The sequence below is a fragment of the Streptomyces sp. NPDC046862 genome, assembly GCF_040704615.1.
Lineage (GTDB): Bacteria > Actinomycetota > Actinomycetes > Streptomycetales > Streptomycetaceae > Streptomyces.
The window spans coordinates 19,598-40,211 of the sequence record NZ_JBEYXP010000060.1 but is presented as its reverse complement, the minus strand read 5'-3'; the positions used below and the strand labels follow the sequence as shown (position 1 = coordinate 40,211).

At 71.0% G+C, this 20,614-nt stretch carries 18 protein-coding genes; 6 read left to right on the top strand and 12 right to left on the bottom strand.

The window, feature by feature from the left end; genetic code table 11:
• Window positions 1-35: 35 nt before the first annotated feature.
• The 4 genes from AB0959_RS43940 to AB0959_RS43925 form a co-directional block, all read right to left on the bottom strand.
• Complete coding sequence (locus tag AB0959_RS43940) at window positions 36-1,511, bottom strand: aldehyde dehydrogenase family protein (RefSeq protein WP_366832481.1); 1,476 nt, start codon at window positions 1,509-1,511, stop codon at window positions 36-38.
• Window positions 1,508-2,386: an SDR family oxidoreductase gene (locus AB0959_RS43935; protein ID WP_366832480.1), complete on the bottom strand. Its 879-nt coding sequence runs from the start codon at window positions 2,384-2,386 to the stop codon at window positions 1,508-1,510. Before AB0959_RS43935 ends, AB0959_RS43940 begins: the two co-directional genes overlap by 4 nt.
• Window positions 2,383-3,729: an NAD(P)/FAD-dependent oxidoreductase gene (locus AB0959_RS43930; RefSeq protein WP_366832479.1), complete on the bottom strand. Its 1,347-nt coding sequence runs from the start codon at window positions 3,727-3,729 to the stop codon at window positions 2,383-2,385. The genes AB0959_RS43935 and AB0959_RS43930 overlap by 4 nt, the downstream gene beginning before the upstream one ends.
• Before the next feature lie 72 nt (window positions 3,730-3,801).
• Entirely contained in the window at window positions 3,802-5,037 is a 1,236-nt protein-coding gene (locus tag AB0959_RS43925) for an MFS transporter (RefSeq protein ID WP_366832478.1), read from the bottom strand.
• 222 nt (window positions 5,038-5,259) lie between these two features.
• Between AB0959_RS43925 and AB0959_RS43920 the strand changes: the two genes are divergently transcribed.
• Window positions 5,260-6,330, top strand: coding sequence for an AraC family transcriptional regulator ligand-binding domain-containing protein (locus tag AB0959_RS43920; RefSeq protein ID WP_366832477.1), 1,071 nt, complete (start codon window positions 5,260-5,262; stop codon window positions 6,328-6,330).
• Window positions 6,331-6,374: 44 nt separating this feature from the next.
• On the opposite strand, the gene AB0959_RS43915 is transcribed toward AB0959_RS43920, so the two are convergent.
• Window positions 6,375-8,276 (bottom strand): NAD-binding lipoprotein, encoded by a 1,902-nt coding sequence (locus tag AB0959_RS43915; RefSeq protein WP_366832476.1) that lies wholly within the window; start codon window positions 8,274-8,276, stop codon window positions 6,375-6,377.
• A 227-nt stretch (window positions 8,277-8,503) separates the two neighbouring features.
• Here AB0959_RS43915 and AB0959_RS43910 point away from each other — a divergent pair, with 227 nt between their 5' ends.
• The gene (locus AB0959_RS43910; RefSeq protein ID WP_366832475.1) at window positions 8,504-10,516 is read left to right on the top strand and encodes an FAD-dependent oxidoreductase; all 2,013 of its coding nucleotides are present in this window, start codon (window positions 8,504-8,506) and stop codon (window positions 10,514-10,516) included.
• Between the two features lie 131 nt (window positions 10,517-10,647).
• Here AB0959_RS43910 and AB0959_RS43905 read toward each other — a convergent pair whose 3' ends face one another.
• On the bottom strand, window positions 10,648-11,157 hold the full coding sequence (locus AB0959_RS43905) for a hypothetical protein (protein ID WP_366832474.1): 510 nt from the start codon (window positions 11,155-11,157) through the stop codon (window positions 10,648-10,650).
• 239 nt (window positions 11,158-11,396) lie between these two features.
• Between AB0959_RS43905 and AB0959_RS43900 the strand changes: the two genes are divergently transcribed.
• Both AB0959_RS43900 and AB0959_RS43895 read left to right on the top strand, forming a co-directional pair.
• On the top strand, window positions 11,397-11,651 hold the full coding sequence (locus tag AB0959_RS43900; protein WP_366832473.1) for a hypothetical protein: 255 nt from the start codon (window positions 11,397-11,399) through the stop codon (window positions 11,649-11,651).
• A 72-nt stretch (window positions 11,652-11,723) separates the two neighbouring features.
• Window positions 11,724-12,200: a hypothetical protein gene (locus AB0959_RS43895; RefSeq protein WP_366832472.1), complete on the top strand. Its 477-nt coding sequence runs from the start codon at window positions 11,724-11,726 to the stop codon at window positions 12,198-12,200.
• 22 nt (window positions 12,201-12,222) lie between these two features.
• On the opposite strand, the gene AB0959_RS43890 is transcribed toward AB0959_RS43895, so the two are convergent.
• The 4 genes from AB0959_RS43890 to AB0959_RS43875 all read right to left on the bottom strand — a co-directional run bounded on the left by AB0959_RS43890 (window position 12,223) and on the right by AB0959_RS43875 (window position 15,414).
• The gene (locus AB0959_RS43890; protein ID WP_366832471.1) at window positions 12,223-12,825 is read right to left on the bottom strand and encodes a helix-turn-helix domain-containing protein; all 603 of its coding nucleotides are present in this window, start codon (window positions 12,823-12,825) and stop codon (window positions 12,223-12,225) included.
• Window positions 12,826-13,110: 285 nt separating this feature from the next.
• The gene (locus AB0959_RS43885; protein WP_366832470.1) at window positions 13,111-13,647 is read right to left on the bottom strand and encodes a GNAT family protein; all 537 of its coding nucleotides are present in this window, start codon (window positions 13,645-13,647) and stop codon (window positions 13,111-13,113) included.
• Between the two features lie 10 nt (window positions 13,648-13,657).
• The gene (locus tag AB0959_RS43880) at window positions 13,658-14,434 is read right to left on the bottom strand and encodes a MerR family transcriptional regulator (RefSeq protein WP_366832469.1); all 777 of its coding nucleotides are present in this window, start codon (window positions 14,432-14,434) and stop codon (window positions 13,658-13,660) included.
• 23 nt (window positions 14,435-14,457) lie between these two features.
• Complete coding sequence (locus tag AB0959_RS43875) at window positions 14,458-15,414, bottom strand: alpha/beta fold hydrolase (RefSeq protein ID WP_366832468.1); 957 nt, start codon at window positions 15,412-15,414, stop codon at window positions 14,458-14,460.
• 208 nt (window positions 15,415-15,622) lie between these two features.
• On the opposite strand from AB0959_RS43875, the gene AB0959_RS43870 reads away from it, so the two are divergent.
• Window positions 15,623-16,681, top strand: coding sequence for a hypothetical protein (locus AB0959_RS43870; RefSeq protein WP_366832467.1), 1,059 nt, complete (start codon window positions 15,623-15,625; stop codon window positions 16,679-16,681).
• 120 nt (window positions 16,682-16,801) lie between these two features.
• Window positions 16,802-17,845, top strand: coding sequence for an endonuclease/exonuclease/phosphatase family protein (locus tag AB0959_RS43865; RefSeq protein WP_366832466.1), 1,044 nt, complete (start codon window positions 16,802-16,804; stop codon window positions 17,843-17,845).
• Between the two features lie 58 nt (window positions 17,846-17,903).
• Here AB0959_RS43865 and AB0959_RS43860 read toward each other — a convergent pair whose 3' ends face one another.
• Together AB0959_RS43860 and AB0959_RS43855 are read right to left on the bottom strand one after the other, a co-directional pair.
• Complete coding sequence (locus tag AB0959_RS43860; protein ID WP_366832465.1) at window positions 17,904-19,628, bottom strand: GAF domain-containing sensor histidine kinase; 1,725 nt, start codon at window positions 19,626-19,628, stop codon at window positions 17,904-17,906.
• Window positions 19,629-19,732: 104 nt separating this feature from the next.
• Complete coding sequence (locus AB0959_RS43855; protein ID WP_366832464.1) at window positions 19,733-20,431, bottom strand: response regulator transcription factor; 699 nt, start codon at window positions 20,429-20,431, stop codon at window positions 19,733-19,735.
• Window positions 20,432-20,614: the final 183 nt, after the last annotated feature.

The window sequence follows — 20,614 nt, the reverse complement described above, 5'->3', positions numbered from 1 at the left end:
ACTCACATGGGCGCGTCACCGGCTCGTCGACGGGATCAGCGGGTGCGGATCCAGACGGTCTTCTCCCGGGTCCACTGGTCGAAGGCGTTGGTCGATTTCTCCACGCCGCCGAATCCGGACTGTTTCCATCCGCCGAAGGGTGTGGTGATGTCGCCCTCGCTGTAGGCGTTGACGGAGACCACGCCGGCCTGGACGCCGCGTGCCAACCGGAGGGCGGTGTCGAGGTCGCGGGTCCACACGGAGGCGGCGAGTCCGTATTCGGTGGCGTTCGCCAGGTACGTCGCTTCCTCCTCGGAGGTGAAGGTCTGGACCGTGACGACGGGGCCGAACAGTTCCTTGGTGAGTACGTCGCTGCCTTCGGGGGCGTGGGTGATCACGGTGGGCGGGTAGTAGGCCCCTCGCTGCGGCAGGCCGTGCGGCAGCCCTCCGGTGTGGATGCGGGCTCCACCGGCCCGGGCGGCTTCCACCGCCGCCGCGACCCGGTCGAAGGCCGCCCGGTTGATCAGTGGTCCCACCTGGGTGCGAGGGTCGGCGGGATCGCCGATGACCAGGCGTTGCGCGGCGGTCGTGAACCGGTCCAGCACCTCGTCGGCGATGCTGTGGTGGACCAGGACGCGGGAACCGGCCGTGCAGTTCTGACCCATCGTGAGGAACGCGGCTTCGATCATGTGGTCGATGAGCTCGTCCCCGTAGGCGAGCGCGTCGGCCATCAGCACCTGGGGGCTCTTGCCGCCCATCTCCAGCGAGACGCGTTTGAAGTTGCTGTCGGCCGCGTCCCTGAGGATGCGCCGCCCGGTCTCGGTGGAGCCGGTGAACGACAGGGCGCCCACGACGGGGCTACGGGCCAGGGCGGCGCCCGTGACGGAGCCGTGGCCGGTCAGGACCGTGAGGACCCCCTCGGGGAGGCCGGCCTCGGCGGCTAGTCCGGCCAGGTGCAGGGCCGAGCGCGGGGTGGCCTCGGCGGGCTTGACCAGCAGGCAGTTGCCCGCGGCGAGGGCGGGGCCGACCTTCCACGCGGTCATGGCCAGCGGATAGTTCCAGGGCAGGATCGCCGCCACCACTCCGACCGGTTCCCGGCTGATCAGGCCCAGGCTGTCCTGTCCGCCTGGTGCGATCCTGCCGAACACCTTGTCGGCCGCTTCGGCGAACCAGCGGATCGACTCGACCGCACCGGGTGCGTCGCCGGTGAGGCACTCGGTGATCGGCTTTCCCGCGTCCTCACTGTCCAGCCGGGCGAGGATCCCGGTGTCGCGTTCCATCAGGTCGGCGAGTCGCAGCAGCACCGCGCCGCGCTCGCGGACCGGCAGCCGCGACCACACGCCGGAGGCGTGGACCTGCCGGGCCCGCTCGGTGGCCTCGGCTACGTCTTCGGCGCTCGTGGCGGGCACGGTGGTGATCAGCTCCCCGGTGGCCGGATTGACGACGCTCAGCGTGCCGGGGCTCTCGACGGCGTTCAGCCTCGTGGGGTTCTCGACGGCGGTCCGCCTCGTGGGGTTCTCGACGGCGGTCATTTCTCCTCCACCAGTTCCCAGCGTCCGTCGGTCTGCCGTGCCAGTCCCCGGCGACGCAGCTCCTCGAGATAGCGGGCCATGCCGCGCTCACCCCTCTGCCGGAACAGCGGGAACACTCTGGGCAGCAGGTTCGGTGCCAGCATCGCGAGCCGGACCAGACGGGACTCACCGGTCCGTGGGTAGGCCTCCAGGCGGGGCTTGTCGAGCAGGGCCACCACGGCCGCCACGACGTCGGCGGGCTGCTGCGGTGGATCCTGGAACTGCAGGGAGTTCCCGCCGTCCACGGCTTCCTGGCGCAGCATCCGGGTGTCGGTCGCCGACGGCAGCACCGACCCGGCCAGGATGCCCTTGCTCCTCAGGTCGAGCCCGAGGGCGAGCATCGCCCCGCGCAGCCCGAACTTCGAGGCCGTGTAGATCGGGGTCTCGCCGAGCGGGAAGATCCCGCCGAGGGAGACGGTGGTGACCACGCGGGCGTCCAAGGAGGCCTGCAGCAGCGGGATCGCGATCCTGGTGGCGACCAGGGGCGAGGTCAGGTTGAGGGTGATCTCCTTCTCGATGCTCTCGACGCTGCGCACGTCGAAGCGTTCGGCGCTGGTCATTCCCACGTTGTTGACGAGCACGTCGAGGCGGCCGTACACGTGGGCGACCTGATCGAAGAGGTGCTCCACCTGGGCCCGGTCCACCAGATCGCAGCCGATGGCGGTGTGGCGGGCGCCGGGGAGCTCCGCGGCGACCTGCTTGGCGCGGGTCGCGTCGATGTCGACGACGACGCAAGTGGCGCCCCGGGTGGCGAAGCGGCGGCACATCGCGCTGCCGATCCCTCCGGCGCCGCCGGTCACCAGCATGACCTTGTCATGGAAGTCGAAGCCGCTCACGACACCGCCTCCACGCTCCGCGGGGACCGCACGCGTGGCGGCCGGCCCTCGGTGCGCCAGCCCATCCCGGCCGCGATCCTGGCGAGGTGCTTCACGAGGGCCGCGCTGTCGACGTAGCCGGTGTGCCGGGGCGAGTCGACGAACTTGATGCCACCGGACAGGTCCGGGCGGTCGGTACGGATCATGCCGGCGAACCGCTCCGCGTTCGGCAGCCCTTGCCCCGCGTCGTGGATGTGCCCGGCGATCAGCTGGGCCTGGGTGTCGAAGAGCCGGTACGCGCCGGAGTTGGTCTCGACGAAGCCGACTCCGCACAGGCCCTGGTGCTCGCGGGAGAACGACGACAGGTACAGGTCGGGGTGCTGCTCGTCGCCGAAGTACTTCTGCGCTACCGGCACCTTGTGGACGTAGCCGGTGGCCAGCAGGATCAGGTCGAAGTCGTCGCGGGTGCCGTCCGTGAAGTGGACCGTCCTGCCCTCGGCGCGGGCGATCCCCGGCCTGGCGGTGATGTCGCCGTGCTGGAGATGGTGGATCAGCATCGAGTTGATCGCGGGGTGGGTCTCGAACAGCTTGTGGTCCGGCTTCGGGAGGCCCAGGCGCGTCGGGTCGCCGTTGAGGATCCTCAGGAGGGTGCCGAAGACCCGCTGCGCCAGCCACATCGGCAGGTGCGGCCCGTCGTTCGCAATGGTGTCCACGGGCCGGCCGAAGAGGTGCTTGGGGATGAACCAGTAGCCGCGGCGCATGCTGATCACCGCGTGGTCCGCGCTGCGGGCCGCGTCGCAGGCGATGTCGCAGCCGGAGTTTCCGGCTCCCACGACCAGGACCCGCTTGCCGCGCAGCTCCTCCGCGCTGCGGTAGCCGACCGTGTGGCGGACCTCGCCGGTGAAGTTCCCTGGCAGTTCCGGGACGTTGGGGTGCCACTGGGAACCCGTGCACACCACGACGTGACTGTGCAGGGTTCGCTGTCCGTCGGCCCGGGTGACCACCCAGGTGCCGTCCGCGTTCTTCTCGACGCTTTCGACCTCGACGCCGAACCGGATGCGCTCCGTCAGCCCGTAGGCGTCGGCGAACGACCTCAGGTACGAGAGGATCTGCCGGTGCGGGGGATAGTCGGCGAATGCGTCGGGCATGGGAAAACCTCCGAAGCCCGAGAGGGTCCTGCTGGAAATGAAATGGGCCGACTCGTACATCGGGCTGCCGGGGTTGTCGATGTCCCAGATGCCACCGGGTCCTGTGTGCCGCTCAAGATGCGTGTAGGGCAGATTCCGCTCCGTCAGGGCTCTGGCGACCGCCAGCCCGGCGGGTCCCGCTCCGATCACGCACGTGTCGTACTGGACTTTTCCCATGAACCGGATCCCTTTTCCAACCGTTCGCTGTCCCATTCCTGAAGGGCTGACAAGAACGTATTCATCTGCCGTTCAGGGGGAACTGGTCCGTGCGGTCAACGAGGGGGCTTGGGCGGCCACGCCGTTGAAGGATCGTGCGGTCGCCAGGAGCGCGAGGGCCAGTGCGGCGGGTATCCCGTAGGCGAGTCGGAAGTGGCCGGTGGACCCGAGGATTCCGCTGGCGGCCCCGCCGGCGAGCACACCTGCGTAGTTGAAGACGTTCATACGGGCCAGGACCGCTTCCGTCGCCCCCGGTCGCAGGCGTCCGGCGGAGGCGAGACACAGGGGAACGAGCGCGGAGACGCCGAGCCCGGTGCACGCGGCGGCCAGGACCGCGTACGGCCAGGCGGGGGCGGCTGCCAAGCCGGCCAGGGCCGTGGCGGTGAGCAGGGTGGCGGCACGGACCACGGCCGCCGGTCCGACCCTGCGTACGAGGTGGTCGGCGCACGCCCGCCCGGTGACGGTACCCACCTGGTAGGCCGCATAGGCCAGGGGTGCGACGGACAGGGCGGTGCCAAGGGTCTGGTGGAGATAGAGCGTCGACCACGACGAGACCGTGGAGTCGATGACGTAGGCGACCAGGAGGACGAAGCCGAACGGGGCGAGTCTGCCCCAGAGTCCGCGGCCGAGCACGACGGTCTCCCCGTGGTCGGACACGGCGACGGGTGAGCCGGTGGGGAGCGTGTGCGAGCGGACGGTCAGGGCGAGTGCCAGGACCAGGGCCGCCTGGGCGGTGAGGGTGTACTCGGCGGACCGGCCGAGGTGAGCCGTGCCCGCGGTGAGCAGAGCGGCCGCGACGCCGGCCGTGCTCCAGGCGGCGTAGAAGGAGGCGAAGACGCTCCGGCCGTAGAGGCGCTCGACGGCGGCGGCCCGGGTGTTCGCCGACACGTCGATGCATCCCAGCGCCATGCCGAACAGACCGTAGGCCACCGCGACCACGGCCCGGTCGGGGGCCCAGCCGATCAGCAGCAGGGCCGCGGCAGTCGCCAGGACCGCGACCCGCATGGCGGCGACCAGCCCCATACGCCGGATCACGGCCAGTCCGGCGAAGCTGCCGACGCCCGCGCTCAACGCGACGGCCACGACGAGGACGGTCATCGTCAGCGGCGAGAGCGCGAGACGCTCCTTCACGGCGGGCACCGTGGTGGCCACCGCGGCCACCGCCGCTCCCTGAGCGGCGAACACCGTCGCCACGGCCCGTCGGGCCGGCGACAGCGGGCTCCGGCGCGCAGATCGTCGCGGAACCGGGGTCTGAAGAGGTGCGGTCATGGCGGGCCTTCGTTTCTTGCGCTCTCGCGCGGGGTGCTCCGTGCCGGGTGATCCACGGGGTCATGGACGGCGGGGCGGGCGGGTTTCCGCAAAGGTAGAAAGGCTCAAAGACCGCTTGCAGTGCGCCGGAGGCCGGAAAGGGGGCCCTGGCGGCCACGCCCGCGACAATCGGGGCCCGGCTGCCTACAGTGAAGCGAGAACGCCCTGGTGAGAGGGAACGCGATGCCCGATGCCCCCGTCCCGGGAACCAGCCGCAGCACCTCGGCCACCATCGCGCCGAACATCCTGCGCTACCTCGTCCGGGTCGCCGAGCAGGCCGGTGTCGACCTGCGGCCGCTGCTCGACCGGGTCGGGCTGGACCCGGCGGTGATGGGCTCCGCCGCTCTGCGGGTCTCCTACCGGCAGGGCAGTGACGTCATCCGCCGGGCGGTGGAGCTGACCGGTGACGAGCACCTGGGTCTGCGCGTCGGCGCGGCGCAGCACCTCACCGCGTGGGGACTGCTCGGCTTCGCCATGATGGCCGCCGACACGCATGAGGACGCCATCGAGACGGGCGTGCGCTATCAGAACCTCTCCGGAGCGATGACGGTGTGGTCGGCCCGCTGGGAGGACGCCGGCTACGTGCTGCGCGCCGATCTGCCGGACCCCGCGCTGGATCCGACGGTCGCCGTCTTCCTGATCGAGGAGGCGTACTCCAGTGTCGTCACCCTCACCCGTCTCAATGTCAGCGCCGCGTTCGCCCCGCAGGCGATCGATTTCGCCTTTCCCGCCCCACGCGACAGGGGCCCGTTCGACGAACTGTTCGGCTGCCCACTGCGCTTCGGAGCCCCGGGCAATCGCATGGTGATCCCGGCCCGGTGGGCTCATGCTGCCATGCCGGGGCGGGACCCCATCACCTACGCCTCGGTGCTCGACGTGCTGGACAAGCAGACGGCGTCGGGGCGCGATCAGCAGGACCTCCTCGAGGTGCTGGAGATCTCCATCGCGCAGAGCCTTCCGGCCGTCCCCTCGTTCCTCGAGCAAGCGCGTCGTCACGCGTCCAGCGAGCGCACCCTGCGCCGCCGCCTGGCCGAGAGCGGCACCACCTACGAGGCGATCGTCGACGGAGTACGTCGGGAGAGAGTGGAGCGACTGCTGCGCCGACCGGAGCTGACCCTCCGTGACATCGCCCGTCAGTCGGGCTTCGCCGACGTGAGCGCACTTCGGCGGGCGGTGCGCCGATGGCATGGAGCGACTCCGCTCGAGTTGCGTACCGGGCTACTGGAGCGGGAGGCGTCCATGGGACGGCCGTAAGACCCTCACCGACGCCGGCCTCGACGCTCCGGCGAAGCCTTCCGTCAGTCCCTGCCGACGACGACCACCTCGTCGTCGACCGTCCAGCGGCGCCGCTCGGCCTTGGGCGGGTTGATCCGCACGCCGTGGCCGGGGCTCGCCGACGAGTCGTCGTGGCTTCGGTAACCGATGGCGCATTCGCCGCGCTGACGTGCCGCGGCCACAACGGTGGCGAAGGACGTCTCACACCCTGGCAGTACGTAGTCGGTGGCCGGCCGCATGCGAACCCCGGTGCCGTCGGCGGAGAACAGTTCCTCGAACACCGCTGCCAGGTGCCGGTTCTGGGAGATCTGTGCCATGAGCAGGCCGATGAGCTTGCCACTGATGATCACGTCTGCTCCCGGGCTGACGGGGGCCAGCGCCCGGTTGCGGTCGTCGATCAGTTCGGTGACGACCGGCAGTTCGCGCCCGGTGGCTTCCTCCAGTTGGCGCAGAAGCAGAAGGGTGACGAGCGTACGGTTGTCGGGGTCGTCCGCCGGCTGTCCGGGAGCGAGGTCCTGGCCGAGCACGATCACGCTGTCGTAGGAGTGGACGTCCAGACGTCGCAAGGTCTCGGGACGGGTGACGTCCCCGTGGTGCAGGGTCAGGGTCAGGTCGGCGCCGCCGTGCGCGTCGGCCTCGCTCACCTGCCGGACCGTCACCTCGTCACCGTCCGCCACCACGTCGACGGCTGATCCGGGCCGGACGCGGCGGCGCAACTGGTCCACTATGAGCGGCGCTCGGCGGTTCCACCCCAGCAGGAGAACCCGCTCCGGTCGTGCGGGCGTCGAGGGGACGGCCGCCGCCATCGCCGACTTCTCGACCAACTCCGCGCAGTCGGCCGGCCAGGCCGTGTCGTCGTCACGGGAGATGACGATGAGCAGGTCGTCGGGGGCCACGGTCGTCTGCGGTGCCGGATTGAGCAGGAGGCTGTCCCCTCGCATCATCCCGACGACACTCGACGTCGGGTAGGACAGCAGCGCGTCGCCGAACGGCCGGCCGGCCAGGGAAGGCTCGGTGATCAGGTAGAACTCGTCGCCGGCGAAGTCGAGGAGTTCCTGGTGCACGAGGGAGAGCCCGGGGCGGCGCGCGGCCTGGACGATCAGGCGGGCGGTCACGGTGTCGCTCTCCAGAATGACGCCGCCCGGCCCGGCGGCGAGACGGGCGGCCAGGCGGTAGCGGTCGTCCCGGACAGCGGCGACGACGGACGGACGGGTTTCCTCCCCGGCCAGGGCCGTCCTGAGCGCCAGCAGCGTCTTGACCACCTCGGCGTCGGCGTCGGGCTCGTCGTGGGGCAGGACCAGCACGACACCGGCCGTGGCCGGGCTGGTCAGGGTGAGCACGGCCGGATCGGTGGTGGGTCCGGTGCGGCAGATCAGCCGTGTACGGCCGACGGGCCCCACCTTCGTGCTCAGGGCCTCCTCCATGGCGGTCTTGTCCCGGTCGGCCAGCACCGCTACCGCCGCCCGCCGCTGGTTGGCATTGGCGGCCACGAGTTCACTCACCACCGTGAAGACCTGCTCCGACCACCCCAGGACCACGGCATGCCCTTGTTCGAGCACGGTGGAACGGCCCCGCCGCAACTCGGTGAGCCGCTCCGTGAGCGCCGTCGTGATCAGGCCGACGAGCGTCGACACGTACAGCAGGGCGACCAGGGCGAGCAGCACCGACATCGTCACTCGCAGGGGCGTACCCGTCGCACCGCCCAGCCGCAGTGTCTCCCCGGTCAGGCGCCATATCTCCGCCAGCCGGTCCGCCAGGGACGCCGGCGCGTCGGGGTCGGTCCACACCAGCACCGCACTGGCCGGGACGACGACGGCCAGACACAGCAGCGCCATCCAGCCGACGAGAGCGGACGCGCCGCGAGCCAGTGTGCTGTCGAACCAGTAACGGGCTCTGTCACCGAACCCGGTATACCGCTGCGCCACCCTTCCCCCTCCGTCGCCCCGCGCTCTTGGGGCAGTCTGGGAGATCGCTCGCGGCGGCAGACGGAGTTCGCCCGGCATTCATCCCTTCGGGTCTCCCGAGCCGTCCACGTCGGCGGACCTGCTGTGACGTCAGGGGACGTCAGGGTTTGTCGCCGTCTTCGCTCCTTCGAGTCAACGCCTCGGCGAAGGGCGGGCACCTGGTCATGGCCGCCAGTACAAAGTCCGCCATGACTGAAGATCACACGGCGGTGCCCTCGGACGGCGGTCTCTCCCGGAGGAGCTTCGCGGCGGCGGCCGGTACGGCCACGGTGGCGACGGCCCTGACCGGCGGTACCGCCGCGGCTCTGCCCGCACCGGCCGCACCAGCCGCACCAGCCGCACCGAGCGAGCGCCGTGGCGCCGACTTCGACCGGTGCCTCGCCGTCGCTCGCGCACTCCTCGTACTCGACTCCGACGACCGTCCCCTCGTTCCGCGTTACCAGCGCGTCCTCCACGAGGGGCTGCCGGCTCATCGACGGACACGCCCCAAGAACGTCCTGGTCATCGGCGCCGGTCCGGCCGGTCTTGTGGCTGCCTGGCTGCTTAAGCGGGCCGGTCACCGGGTGACGGTGCTGGAGGCCAACGGCAACCGCGCCGGCGGACGCATCAAGACCTTCCGGGGCGGCGGCCACGAACACGCCGAACAGCCCTTCGCCGATCCCCGCCAGTACGCCGAAGCGGGCGCGATGCGCATCCCCGGGAGCCATTCCCTGGTGATGGAGCTGATCGACCAGTTCGGCCTGAAGAAGCGGCGCTTCCACTACGTAGACGTCGACGATCAGGGACGTCCCGCCAACCACACCTGGATCTACGTCAACGGCATCCGCATGCGGCGCGCCGACTACGCCCGCGCGCCCCGGCGCATCAACCGGTCCTTCGGCGTGCCCCGGGCCCACTGGGACTCCCCCGCCGCCGCCATCCTGCGTGCCGCGCTGGACCCGGTGCGCGACGAGTTCAGCTACGTCAACGGCGACGGCAAGCGGGTCGACAAGCCGCTCCCGGAGCGACTGCGGGGCTGGGCACGGGTGGTACGGCGGTTCGGTGACTGGTCGATGTTCCGTTTCCTCACCGAGCACGCCGGCCTCGACGAGCGGACCATCGACCTGATCGGCACCCTGGAGAACCTCACGTCACGTCTCCCGCTGTCCTTCATCCACAGCTTCATCGGCTCCTCCCTCATCAGCCCCGACACGCCCTTCTACGAGTTGGAGGGCGGCACGGCCGTACTGCCGGACGCCCTCCTGGAGCGCGTGCGCAAGGAGGTGCGGTTCGACCGCCGTGTCACGCGCATCGAGTACCACCACCCCGACCGCCCTTCACCGGACACCGGGCACGTCGGGAACAAGGGCCCGCACGTGTGGGTGGACACCGTGTCCGAAGGCCGCGGCGGTCCCGTCGTCCGCGAGCAGTTCACCGCGGACGCCGCCGTGGTCACGGTGCCGTTCTCGGGGCTGCGCCACGTGCAGATCGCCCCGCCCATGTCGTACCGCAAGCGCCGCGCGGTCTGCGAACTGCACTACGACAGCGCGACCAAGGTGCTGCTGGAGTTCAGCCGCCGCTGGTGGGAGTTCGACGAGGCCGACTGGAAGCGCGAGCTGCACGCCGTCGACCCCGGCCTGTACGACGCCTACCGCACCGGCCGCGCCGCCGCGGACGGCCGCCTGCTCGGTGCCCATCCCTCCGTGCCCGGCGGGCACATCACAGCGGGTCAGCGCACCCACTACGCCGCCAACCGCGCGATCGCGCGGGACCAGCCGGAGGCGGTCGAGGTCGTGGGCGGCGGCTCGGTGTCGGACAACGCCAACCGGTTCATGTTCCACCCCTCCCACCCGGTTCCGGGCAGCGCGGGAGGTGTGGTCCTGGCCTCCTACAGCTGGGCGGACGACGCGCTGCGCTGGGACTCCCTGGACGACGAGGCACGCTACCCACGCGCTCTGTGCGGCCTCCAACAGGTCTACGGCCAGCGCATCGAGGTCTTCTACACCGGCGCGGGCCGCACGCAGAGCTGGCTGCGCGATCCCTACGCCTACGGGGAGGCGTCCGTGCTCCTGCCCGGGCAGCACACGGAGTTGCTGCCCGCGATCCCCGTGAGGGAAGGGCCGTTGCACTTCGCGGGCGACCACACGTCCGTCAAGCCGGCGTGGATCGAGGGAGCCCTGGAGTCCGCCGTGCGTGCCGCCTTGGAGATCCATACCGCATGAGCGGCGCGGTCAGCTGAGCCACGACGCGGGGACAGGCCCCGGCGCACCGGCGCCGGGGCCAGCCGCTCACGTGACTGATCCCCACACACCGAGCCGTCTCCCCTCGGTGACGAAGGGCGCGTTTCTGTTCGTCATGGAGCGGGATCCGGGGCGGAAGCTCGCATGGCGGTGTCCCGCTGGACGATGGCCTCGGCCACTAGCTCGATGGACGTGCGCAGCAGGGCACCGTATGCGTCCTGGGGGAGGTTGGGGGCGTGCTCTCTGGCCGCGTTGATGTGTGCCGTGGCAGCGTCGAAGGACCCGAGTCGGCGGTAGTTGTCAGCGAGGTTGAGGTGCAGGGACGGGTAGAAGCCGGCGATGTGAAGAATCCCGTGATGTTCCTGAACCCGCCGCTCGGTCACGGCGTCGGCAGCGTCCAGGGCTCGGATGTCCCAGGCCAGGGCTTGGGCGGGGTCTTCGTAGAGGTCCGCCAGGTAGTGCGCGAGAGTGCAGCGGAGCAGCGGGTCGCCGGTGACGCCTGTCGCGGACCAGATGTCCAGGAGTTTGTGGCGGGCGGAGGAGACGTTGCCGGCTCGTCCTTCGGTGACGGCCTCGCCGATGGCTTCCATGGTGGGGTCGGGGCCGGCGGGAGTGGTGGACAAAGGAGTGGTCCTCTCGTTCTCGCTCAGGCGGAGTGGATCGTGACGGGTTCGTCGGGTCCTCGCAGGCCGGGCATCGCGTCGCGGCCCCGTCATCGTCGAGCCTCAACCAACTCGAAGGTCAACACCGGCCAGGTACGCCGACAGCCTCGAGGCGTTCCCCGAGGACTGGAACGCGATGACCGGGTTCGCCTCGAAGTTCGACTCCCGACGGGTACGAGCAGACGGAGTCCGGCCGCCGTGTGGCGACCGCGATGATGGATTTCTTCGCCGAGCGCTGGTTCCCCGCACCCTTCCGGGCGTTCGGCAGGGACGTGACCCGCTACCTCGCCGGCGCACCGGTCTGCCGGCTCCACCGGATCGGCTGGATGAGCCCCTGCCGCGAGCGTGTCGTCCGCGTCTTCCTGAAGTCGGCGTTCCGCGCCCACAACCTGCTGCCCGACTACCGCACTCCGCTCCCCCAACGCCTGGCGAACACGCCGCCTCCCTGGTCTTAGTGCTTTGTTCCTAGACGCGTTGCGCCAAGAGACCGATCTCCCGACCGGCCGGGCGACCATAGTGTGAGCCGCATGAGCGATGCCGCGGACAGGACCTCCCACGAACTCGCGGTGGACGTGGTCCGTGGCTACACGGACCACGACGCCATCGCGGTCCAGGAGGCGCTGGCCGGTCTGGACGCGGGCGGCTGGATCGAGGTGTACGCCGTGCTGAGCGGTCTGCTGCGCTCCACCATCAGCATCATGGAGTTGACCGGCAGGCAGTGGAGACTGGACGACCTGGTTCGGCGGGCCGACGACGTCGCCACCGCTGCTCCGCCCCACTACGAGTTCGCCATCGTCGAGGCCACACGGGCCTGGGCCCGCGGAGACCGGTCCACGATGCGCGCTCTGTCGGGCCGGGACCTTCCGGGGGCCGTGCACATGACGGCCGTGGGCCTCGCCGTTCTGGGTCCGGCGCTGTGGGGCAGGACCGGATTCCTCGGTGTTCTCGAGGAGTTCCACCAGACGGTCACCGCGCTCTCGAACGATCGGCCTTCCGACGTCTGACCGCCCGCCCCACACGAGGTGCTCAGCGTTCGTCGGCCTCGGTCACCCGCCGTACCAGGTCCGCCCACGTGCTCCGCAGACGTGCGGTGGTGGCCTGGCAATCGTTGCGCAGGTGGTCCATGGTCTCGAGGTCCGTGAAGGCGAGCATGGCGTGGGCGAGCATGTCGTGATCGCCCTCTACTCCCGCTTCCCGCAGGAGCGACGAGACGTGGTGCTGAAAGGCCCGGCCGTAGTGCGAGGTGTGGCGGCGGTCGACGGGGATCTGACGTCCCAGCGCCGGGCCCAGGTCCGTGTCGTCGGCGACGCGCTCGATCAGGGCGGACCCGAACGCCGTCAGCCGGTCCTTCGCCGGTGCTCCCGGTCCCAACGGCGGGGGACCGAAGGTGTACGCCTCGTGGAATTCCGCCTCGACCTCGTCCACCAGAGCCAGCAGGAGTCCGTTCCGATCGCCGAAGCGGCGGAAGAGCGTGCCCTTTCCCACGCCTGCCGCCCGCGCGACCTCGTGCATGGTCACATGCTCGGCTCCCCGGTCCGCCACCAGCTGGGCGGCCGCCTCCAACAGCCGGGCCCGGTTGCGGGCGGCGTCGGCCCGCTCTCCCGTGGCGTCGTCCGGCGCCTGCGTCACCGTTCACTCCACACGTCGAACCTGCGGAGGTACGTGTGGCCGCTGCTCGGCATCGCTCTCCTCGGGTGCGTCGGGGCAGGCCGCGCAGGTGATCGTGGCTGTTCGCCAACGCTAGCGACGCGCCCGGGCACTGTGGCCCGACCCGAGCCCGAATCGGCCTCGGCACATGGAACTAGGAAGACGGCGAATGCCGGCCGACCGACAGCGAGGACTCGTCTCGGCCGAGTTCTGCAGACCCGGGACCATGACGCCCGCGACTCACGCGACTCCCGCGACTCCCGTGACTCACCTGGTGAGGAACTCGTCGCGGAGGACGCTGTAGAGCGCGCCGTCCCGCCACCGCCCGTCCCGGAAGGTGATGCTGCGCAGCTCGCCCTCACGTCGGAAGCCGGCCTTCTCGAGCGCGCGCTGCTCCGGCACGTTCTCCCGCTCGGTGTCGGCCTCGATCCTGACCACGGGCGTGTGCGCGAACAAGTAGCGGACGAGTAATCGCTGGGCCTGGGTGCCGATCCCGCGGCCCCGGGCCTGCGGCAGCAACTGGATTCCGATGTTCCAGTGGTACGAGGTGGCCGAGACCGTGATCTTCCGCCACCCCACGACTCCGTGCCGGTCGGCGCCCGTGGTCACCATGAGCTGGCCGCCGTCATCGGTCAGCAGGCCGTTCTCCGACCAGCGACGCCGATAGCGTCTCTGGTCCGACCAGCCGTACCACTGGAACGGGCCGCCGGCCTCGGGATCGGTCAGGAACAGTTCCAGTACGGGGAGATCGTCCTCGCGCACGGGACGCAGTATCACTGTCTGGTCGTTGGCCTCTTCAGTCACCCCGTTCAGCCTAGTGGGCCGGAGTGACCCGTTCGAGCTTCGTCCAGCCGGTCCAGCCCCGCTTCCTCAGCAGCTCGATCAGCCGGCGGGCCCCCGGCAGCGCGTCGAACGCCATGGCGTCCATCAGGTCGACGAGCGGTGGCTCGATGTCGGCGTCGTCGACGTAGTCCTCGCCCTGTTCGTCGGCCATCCGCGTGATGTAGGCGGCCAGTTCGTCGGCCAGTTCGACCAGCCGCGGGTCGTCGTCGGTCCGGTCGAGGGCCTGGCCCAGGGTGAGGTAGAAGTCGATGAACTGCGGGTCGGCGATCTGGTCCCGCTTGCGTGCCGTCCACTCCGGGACTCGCTCGGGCGAGTGCGCGGCCAGTGGGATCCAGCCGTCGCGTTCGACCTGGACGATCCGCTCGTCGACCCCGAGGGCCCGCAGCCGGTCGAGATGCTCGACCACCTCCGGAGGCAGCGCCAGACTGTCCCCGCAGGCGAGCCGGGCGATCCGTTCGCGGTGCCGCCGCCGTTCCCGGATCTCGGCTCGCAGCCGCTTGTCGATGTCCGCGACCGCCGCGGCGAACTCCTCCTCGCCGGCCTGGAGCAGTTGCCGGACGCGTGCGAGCGGAATCCCGGCCTCGGAGAGGGTCCGGATCCTGATGAGCTCGACGACGGCGCCCGCGTCGTACCTCCGATAGCCGGAGTGGTCCCGCTCCGGCTCCGGCAGCAGTCCCTTGGCGTGGTAGTGCCTCACCGCGCGCACCGTCACTCCGGCGTACGACGCCAGCTCGCCGATGGTCAGCATCGGACCAGTCTCCCAGGCGTTGTTCAGGAGGGCGGCCTGTCGGCCGGAGGCTGTGCGCTCCGGATGATCCGGGCGATTTCCGGGGCGTGGGTGAAGACGAGCCGGTGGTCGGCGTGGAGCCAGGACGTGGAGACGTTCGGCCGCTCACGGACGAGCCGCTCGACACCGGACCGCCAGAGCCTGTTGTGTCGCGGCGCACGCCCTTCGGTGCTGTCGCCGGCGATCGCGGTGGACATGATCATGCTGATGGGTCGGTCGATCCTCCGGTACCGGTCGAGGATGCCGGACCGGACCACATCGATCTCCAGCTGCAGATCGAGGATGTCCTGGGCGGTGAGCAGGACCTGACGCGCGGTGCCCCTGGTCCGCTCGGCCGTCTGCCGCGTCACCTGGTCCCGCGCCATCGCGCGGAACCGCGCCAGATCGGCATCGGTGATGAACGGTTCGGGCAGGGGGTTCGCGCCGTCGATGAGGACGAGCCCGGCGACGGTGTCGGGGAACTCGGAGGCGTGGTGGACGGCCAGGTCCGCGCCCAGCGAATAGCCCACGAGCAAGGGCGCCGAGGTCAGGCCGAGGCGCCCTGGTTCCGCCAGCACGGCGTCGAGATCGCTCAGAAACGCGTCGAAGGAGTACCGGTCCGCGGCCGAGGCGAGGCCATGGCCCCTGAGGTCGAAGGTCCACACGTCGTGGTCCCGTCGCAGGAGTTCGGTCAGCTCCCGCAGGTCGGCCTGTGTCGAGTTCAGTCCGGGGCACAGGACCAGCGGTCGTCCCCGGCCGCCCCGTGACACCGGGATCGTGACGCCATCGTGGTGGACCGTGAAGTTCCGCATCGTCCTGTCGCCCTTCTCGGTCCCCGTCTCGTGATCGCCCGTCTCGTGATCGCCGGTCCCGTGGTCGCTGGTCCCGTGGTCGCCGGTCTCGTGGTCGCCGTACGGCGTGCGTCGTCCTGCGACCTCCGTCGCACTGGTTCCGCTGGTCATGCCGACCATGCTGGGAGGTTGCCCCTGCGTCAGGGTCAAGCGTCGCGGCGGCGGCGTACTCCGGCAGCACGCCACCCTCCCGCTCCACCCGCCGGGCGATCTTGGCATGGGTCCCGCAGGATGGTGCCGGTTGCCCTGTGGAGTCCGCTGAGGCGGTCCCTTTCCCCGAGCGGCAGAACGCCGCCCCGTTGTTCATTCAGGAGCCCGCATGGCTGTGATGACGGAGGAAATCGTGCCGGCGCTGGAAAACGCGCGTCAGGCTCACATCGCCGTCCTGGACCGGTTCCGGGCAGATGCGATGGTCACGCCGCCGGGCCCGTACCGGCGGATGCTCGAACGCCAGGCGGGCGAGGTCCAGATCGGTCTCCAGCGCCTTCAGCACCAGGTGCGTGATCTGCGGCCCCAGGGACTGCTGGGCACCGCGGCCGGCCTGACGCGCTTCATCTCGCGGAGCGCGGTGCGCACGGCGATGCTGCCGCTGACGATCGGGGCGAGAGCCGTGACCGGCATGCGACCCGGCGGGCATCCGGCCGACGCGCGACAGCTGCTGAAGAACGCGGAGCACGAGTACGCGGCTGTGGCGCGGGCGCTGGCGGCGTGCAGGGCCGGGGAAGCCCTCGCCGAACAGACCGTCGACGAGACCACCGCCGAGCTGCTCGGTTCCCTGCGCCGCCAGGACGAGGAGCTGTTGCGGGAGCTGGAGGACAGCCTCGTCGAGCAGGCACGCGCCGTGGCGGCGTCCGCCAACGGCTTCGGGCGGGGCGAGAACCGTGTCGGCGGGCTGGCCGACGCAGCCGCCCGGACGATGCGGGACGCCCTCGACCGGGTACGGGACATCGCCGGGCGCGGCGACCGGCAGGCCGTGGGAGCCACCGACGGCGTGGTGCGGGAGACGCCCCCGCCCGGCCCCCTCGCCGAGGAGATCCTGGGAGCGGTCCGGCGGGAGGAGGACCTGCCGATTCCCGGGTACCGCCGGCTCAGCACGGAGGAGGTCCAGAGGCGGTTGCGCACGCTGTCCCAGCTGGAACTGACAGTGGTCGAGGGCTACGAGCGCGCACACGCCCAGCGGAAGGGAGTCCTCGACACCATCGAGCAGCTGCGGGCGGAGGAGCCGTGGACCGGCTACGACGCCATGGACACAGTCGAGATCACGGCGAGTCTGCGGGACGCTCCCTCCCACCAGGCCCGTCATGTACTGGAGTACGAACAGCGCCACCGGCAACGCCAGGAGGCCATCTCCGCCGCGGAGGCACGCATCTCCTCTTGACCGGGTGGGCTGATCGGGCTCGTCGGGCTCGTCGGGCCGCAACCATTCGCGCGTGAACCGTCGTCCCCTCTCCGGAGTCCGGGTGATCGCCACCCGTGCCGTGGGGAACATGGAGGACGGATGACGGACACGGCCGTGGACACGCCCCGCGGTGCCGACGGGCGGCGGGGAAGCGGCCGGGGTGGTCGACGCGGGCGCCGGTCCGGGCTGGTGGCCCTGGTGGCCTGTGGTGTCCTTCTCGCCGGACCGGTCACCCTGCTCGTCGTACGGCTGACGGGGCTGGACGCGGGAACACCGCTCGCCGTGCCCGTGGTGCTCTTCCCCTACGGTGCCGCGCTCAGCGTGCTCGTGCTCGGCGCCGTGCTCGCCGTTCCCGCCCTGCGCTCGCGTCGAGCGGTGGTCGTCGTAACGCTGCTCTCGGCGGTGCAAGTCGGCCTGCTGGTCCCGCGGTTCGTACCGCACCGGCAGCATGTCCCGGCGCAGGCGGCCGAGTTGCGTGTGGCCACCGTCAACGCCCACGTCGGAAAGGCGGACGCCCGTGCGCTGGTGCGGCTGGTCCGGACCGAACGGATCGATGTACTGGCCGTGGAGGAGCTGCCGTCCGCGGGCGTGGCCGCACTCGCCAGGGCCGGTCTCGGCCGTCTGCTGCCCCATCAGGAGCTCCACCCCGAGAACGACTCCTCGATCTACTCGCGGATCCCGCTGACCGACGGCGGCCCCCTGGACGCCGACACCGCCTGGCCGCAGACCACCGCGGAGGTGACCGTGGGCGGACGGACCGTACGGCTGGTGGCCGTCCACACCTACTACCCGCTCGGTGACGCCAAGCGCTGGACACGGGACATGACCGCGCTCGCCTCCGTCGCCCGGAACAGCGGTCCGGACACCGTCTTCCTGGGGGACTTCAACGCCTCCCTCGACCACGCACCCATGCGTGAGCTGCTGGCGGCGGGGCTCACGGACACCCACGCCGAACTCGGCCACGGATGGGTCCGCACCTGGCCCGTCGGTATGTCACTCGTACCGCCCCTGGTCCAGCTCGACCACGTTCTGCACGGCTCCGGCCTGGTGGGCGTCTCCGTCGGCGAACGGACCGTGCCGGGCACGGACCACCGGGCGGTGGTCGCCGTGCTGGCGGTGTTGCCCGGCGCCGGTAGCGCATGACGGACGAGGCCCGGACAGGCCGTGGACTTCGACAGCTGATCACGGCATCCCGCCACACTCAGGGCTCCCCCACCGGTACCCGCCACTCCAGCGTGCTGCCTCCGCCGGCCGGGGTGCTCAGCTCCAGTCGTCCGTCCAGTTGCCGGGCCCGCTCCGCCATGTTGTGCAGGCCGCTGCGGCGGCCGTCGGGCGGGATGCCCACACCGTTGTCGGAGACGGTCAGGCGCAGTTCGCGGCTGTCGGTCTCCAGCACGACGTCGGTGCGGTCGGCGTGGGCGTGGCGGGCGACGTTGGTCAGGGCCTCGGAGAGCACGGCGACCACGTGGTCGGCGGTCTCCTTCGGGACCTGGGTGTCGAGCAGGCCCTCCATCCGGAGGCTGGGCGCGAACCCCAGGACCGGTGCGGCCTCGCCGACGACGCGCACCACGCGGGCTCGCAGGCCCGGTCCGGCGGCGCCCTCTCGCGCACGCAGACCGAAGATGGTCGATCTGATGATCTTGATGGTCTCGTCCAGGTCGTCCACCGCCCGCGTGACGCGCTCCGACGCCTCCGCGTGCTCGATGAAACGGCCCGCGCTCTGCAGCGTCATCCCCGTGGCGAACAGCCGCTGGATGGCGAGGTCGTGCAGGTCACGTGCGATCCGGTCGCGGTCCTGGAGTACGGCGATCTCCTCGGCGTCCCTGCGGCGTTCCGCCAGCTCCATGGCCACCGCGGCCTGCGCGGCGAATCCCTGCAGCGGCTCGGTCTCCTTCCCGGTGAACTCCGTCCGGCCCGCCTCGCGGACGAGCAGGACGATCCCGCGTACGCCGTCGCCCTTCCCGATGGGAACCGCCACGGCCGGGCCGAGGCCGGTGAAGCGCGGCGGGCCGGGCGCGGCGCGTTCGTCCCGGGCGATGTCGGGGCTGGTCACGGGGGCGGCCTCGGAGAACGCGCGGCCGACAGGGCCGTCGCCCACGGGCAGGACGAGCCCTCGATGGGCCTCGGCCCCCTCCCCGATGGCCAGTTCCACGGTGAGGGACTCGGTGTTCTCCATCGGCACCACGACCACGGCGAGGGCGGCGGCGGTGATGTCCCTGGCGCGCTCGGCGATCAGCCGCAGCACCTCGCTGCCCCCGCCGCCGGACATCAGGCTGTGGGTGATCTCCGCGCTCGCCCGCAGCCAGCGCTCGCGCAGCCGGGACTCCTCGTACAGCCGGGCGTTGTCGATCGCCACTCCGGCCGCCACGGCCAGGGTCGACAGGACCGACTCGTCCTCCTCGTCGAACTGCGCCCCGCCCCGCTTCTCGGTCAGGTACAGGTTGCCGAAGACCTGGTCCCGTACGCGGATGGGGACGCCGAGGAAGGTGTTCATCGGCGGGTGGTGGGCCGGGAAGCCGTACGAGGCAGCGTGCTCGGAGATCTTCACCAGCCGCAGCGGCTCGGGGTGCCTGATCAGCTCGCCGAGGATGCCGTGGCCCTCCGGATAGTGGCCGATCCTGGCGATCTGTTCCTCGTCGACGCCGACCGTGTGGAAGGCCGACAGCCGCTTGCCGTCCGGTCCGATCACGCCCAGGGCTGCGTACTCGGCGTCGACCAGCGCGGCCGCCGCCTCCACGATGGAGCGCAGGGCCTGTTCGAGATCCAGTTCCCGGCCGACGGAGAGGACCGCCTCCAGCAGGCTGTGCACGCGGTCGCGGGTGCCGCGGGCCGCGTCGAGGCGGGCCTGCAGCTCCGCCAGCAGCTCGTCCAGCTTCAGCTGCGGCAGCCGTACGCGGGCCTCCCGGGACTCCTCAGAGCCTCCCACGGGTGATCCTCCAGGTCCCCTCGGTGACCGACGGACGACCGTTCGTCGTGGTCACGTGCCACGGTATCGGTCCGGTGCGGGGGACGGCGCGGGGACGGCGCGGCTCAGTGCCCTTCGCGCCGCATCCGGTCCTGGGCCTGGGTGGCGATGACGGCCGCCTGGATGCGGCGCTCCACACCGAGCTTGGCCAGCAGACGGGAGATGTGGTTCTTGACGGTCTTCTCGGCGAGGTAGAGCCGCAGGCCGATCTGGCGGTTGGTCAGGCCCTCACCGATCAGGGCGAGGATCTCGCGCTCCCGCTCCGTCAGATTCGGCAGGCCGTCCGGTTCCGGCTCCGGTTCCTTCGTCTGCTCGCCGCGCAGCCGGGCCATCAGCCGGGTGGTGGCGCTGGGGTCGAGCAGGGACTGGCCCGCCGCCACCGTACGGACGGCCGACACCAGGTCCGATCCCTTGATCTGCTTCAGGACGTAGCCGGACGCCCCCGCCATGATCGAGTCCAGCAGGGCCTCCTCGTCGTCGAACGAGGTCAGCATCAGGCAGGCCAGGTCCGGCATGCGCGAGCGCAGCTCACGGCACACGGTCACTCCGTCCCCGTCGGGCAGGCGCACGTCCAGCACCGCCACGTCGGGGCGCAGCGCGGGGACGCGCACCAGGGCCTGCTCGGCGGTGGCGGCCTCGCCGGCCACGGTGATGTCCGGCTCGTCGTTCAGCAGGTCGCGCACTCCGCGCCGGACCACCTCGTGGTCGTCCAGCAGAAAGACCCGGATCGGGTTCGCGCCGCCGGGCCGCTCGCTGTCCGCCATCGGATGCTCCTCTTCATGCGTTGATCTTCTTCATGCGTTGATCTTCTTCGATCCTCGTCGCTCGGGGGCCGAACGGCCAGGGCCGTTCGGCCCTGATACCCGGCCTCTCCAGGACGGCCGGCACATGCCCTCGATACGGGTACCCGTCCCACGCTGGAACCGCGTCGAGCCCACGGAGCCGGC

Bases quoted from the DNA above. Each gene is read 5' to 3' on its own strand.
- AB0959_RS43940 (WP_366832481.1), bottom strand. From the start codon at position 1,511: ATGACCGCCGTCGAGAACCCCACGAGGCGGACCGCCGTCGAGAACCCC.
- AB0959_RS43930 (WP_366832479.1), bottom strand. From the start codon at position 3,729: ATGGGAAAAGTCCAGTACGACACGTGCGTGATCGGAGCGGGACCCGCC.
- AB0959_RS43925 (WP_366832478.1), bottom strand. From the start codon at position 5,037: ATGACCGCACCTCTTCAGACCCCGGTTCCGCGACGATCTGCGCGCCGG.
- AB0959_RS43920 (WP_366832477.1), top strand. From the start codon at position 5,260: ATGCCCGATGCCCCCGTCCCGGGAACCAGCCGCAGCACCTCGGCCACC.
- AB0959_RS43910 (WP_366832475.1), top strand. From the start codon at position 8,504: ATGACTGAAGATCACACGGCGGTGCCCTCGGACGGCGGTCTCTCCCGG.
- AB0959_RS43895 (WP_366832472.1), top strand. From the start codon at position 11,724: ATGAGCGATGCCGCGGACAGGACCTCCCACGAACTCGCGGTGGACGTG.
- AB0959_RS43880 (WP_366832469.1), bottom strand. From the start codon at position 14,434: ATGCTGACCATCGGCGAGCTGGCGTCGTACGCCGGAGTGACGGTGCGC.
- AB0959_RS43875 (WP_366832468.1), bottom strand. From the start codon at position 15,414: ATGACCAGCGGAACCAGTGCGACGGAGGTCGCAGGACGACGCACGCCG.
- AB0959_RS43870 (WP_366832467.1), top strand. From the start codon at position 15,623: ATGGCTGTGATGACGGAGGAAATCGTGCCGGCGCTGGAAAACGCGCGT.
- AB0959_RS43865 (WP_366832466.1), top strand. From the start codon at position 16,802: ATGACGGACACGGCCGTGGACACGCCCCGCGGTGCCGACGGGCGGCGG.
- AB0959_RS43855 (WP_366832464.1), bottom strand. From the start codon at position 20,431: ATGGCGGACAGCGAGCGGCCCGGCGGCGCGAACCCGATCCGGGTCTTT.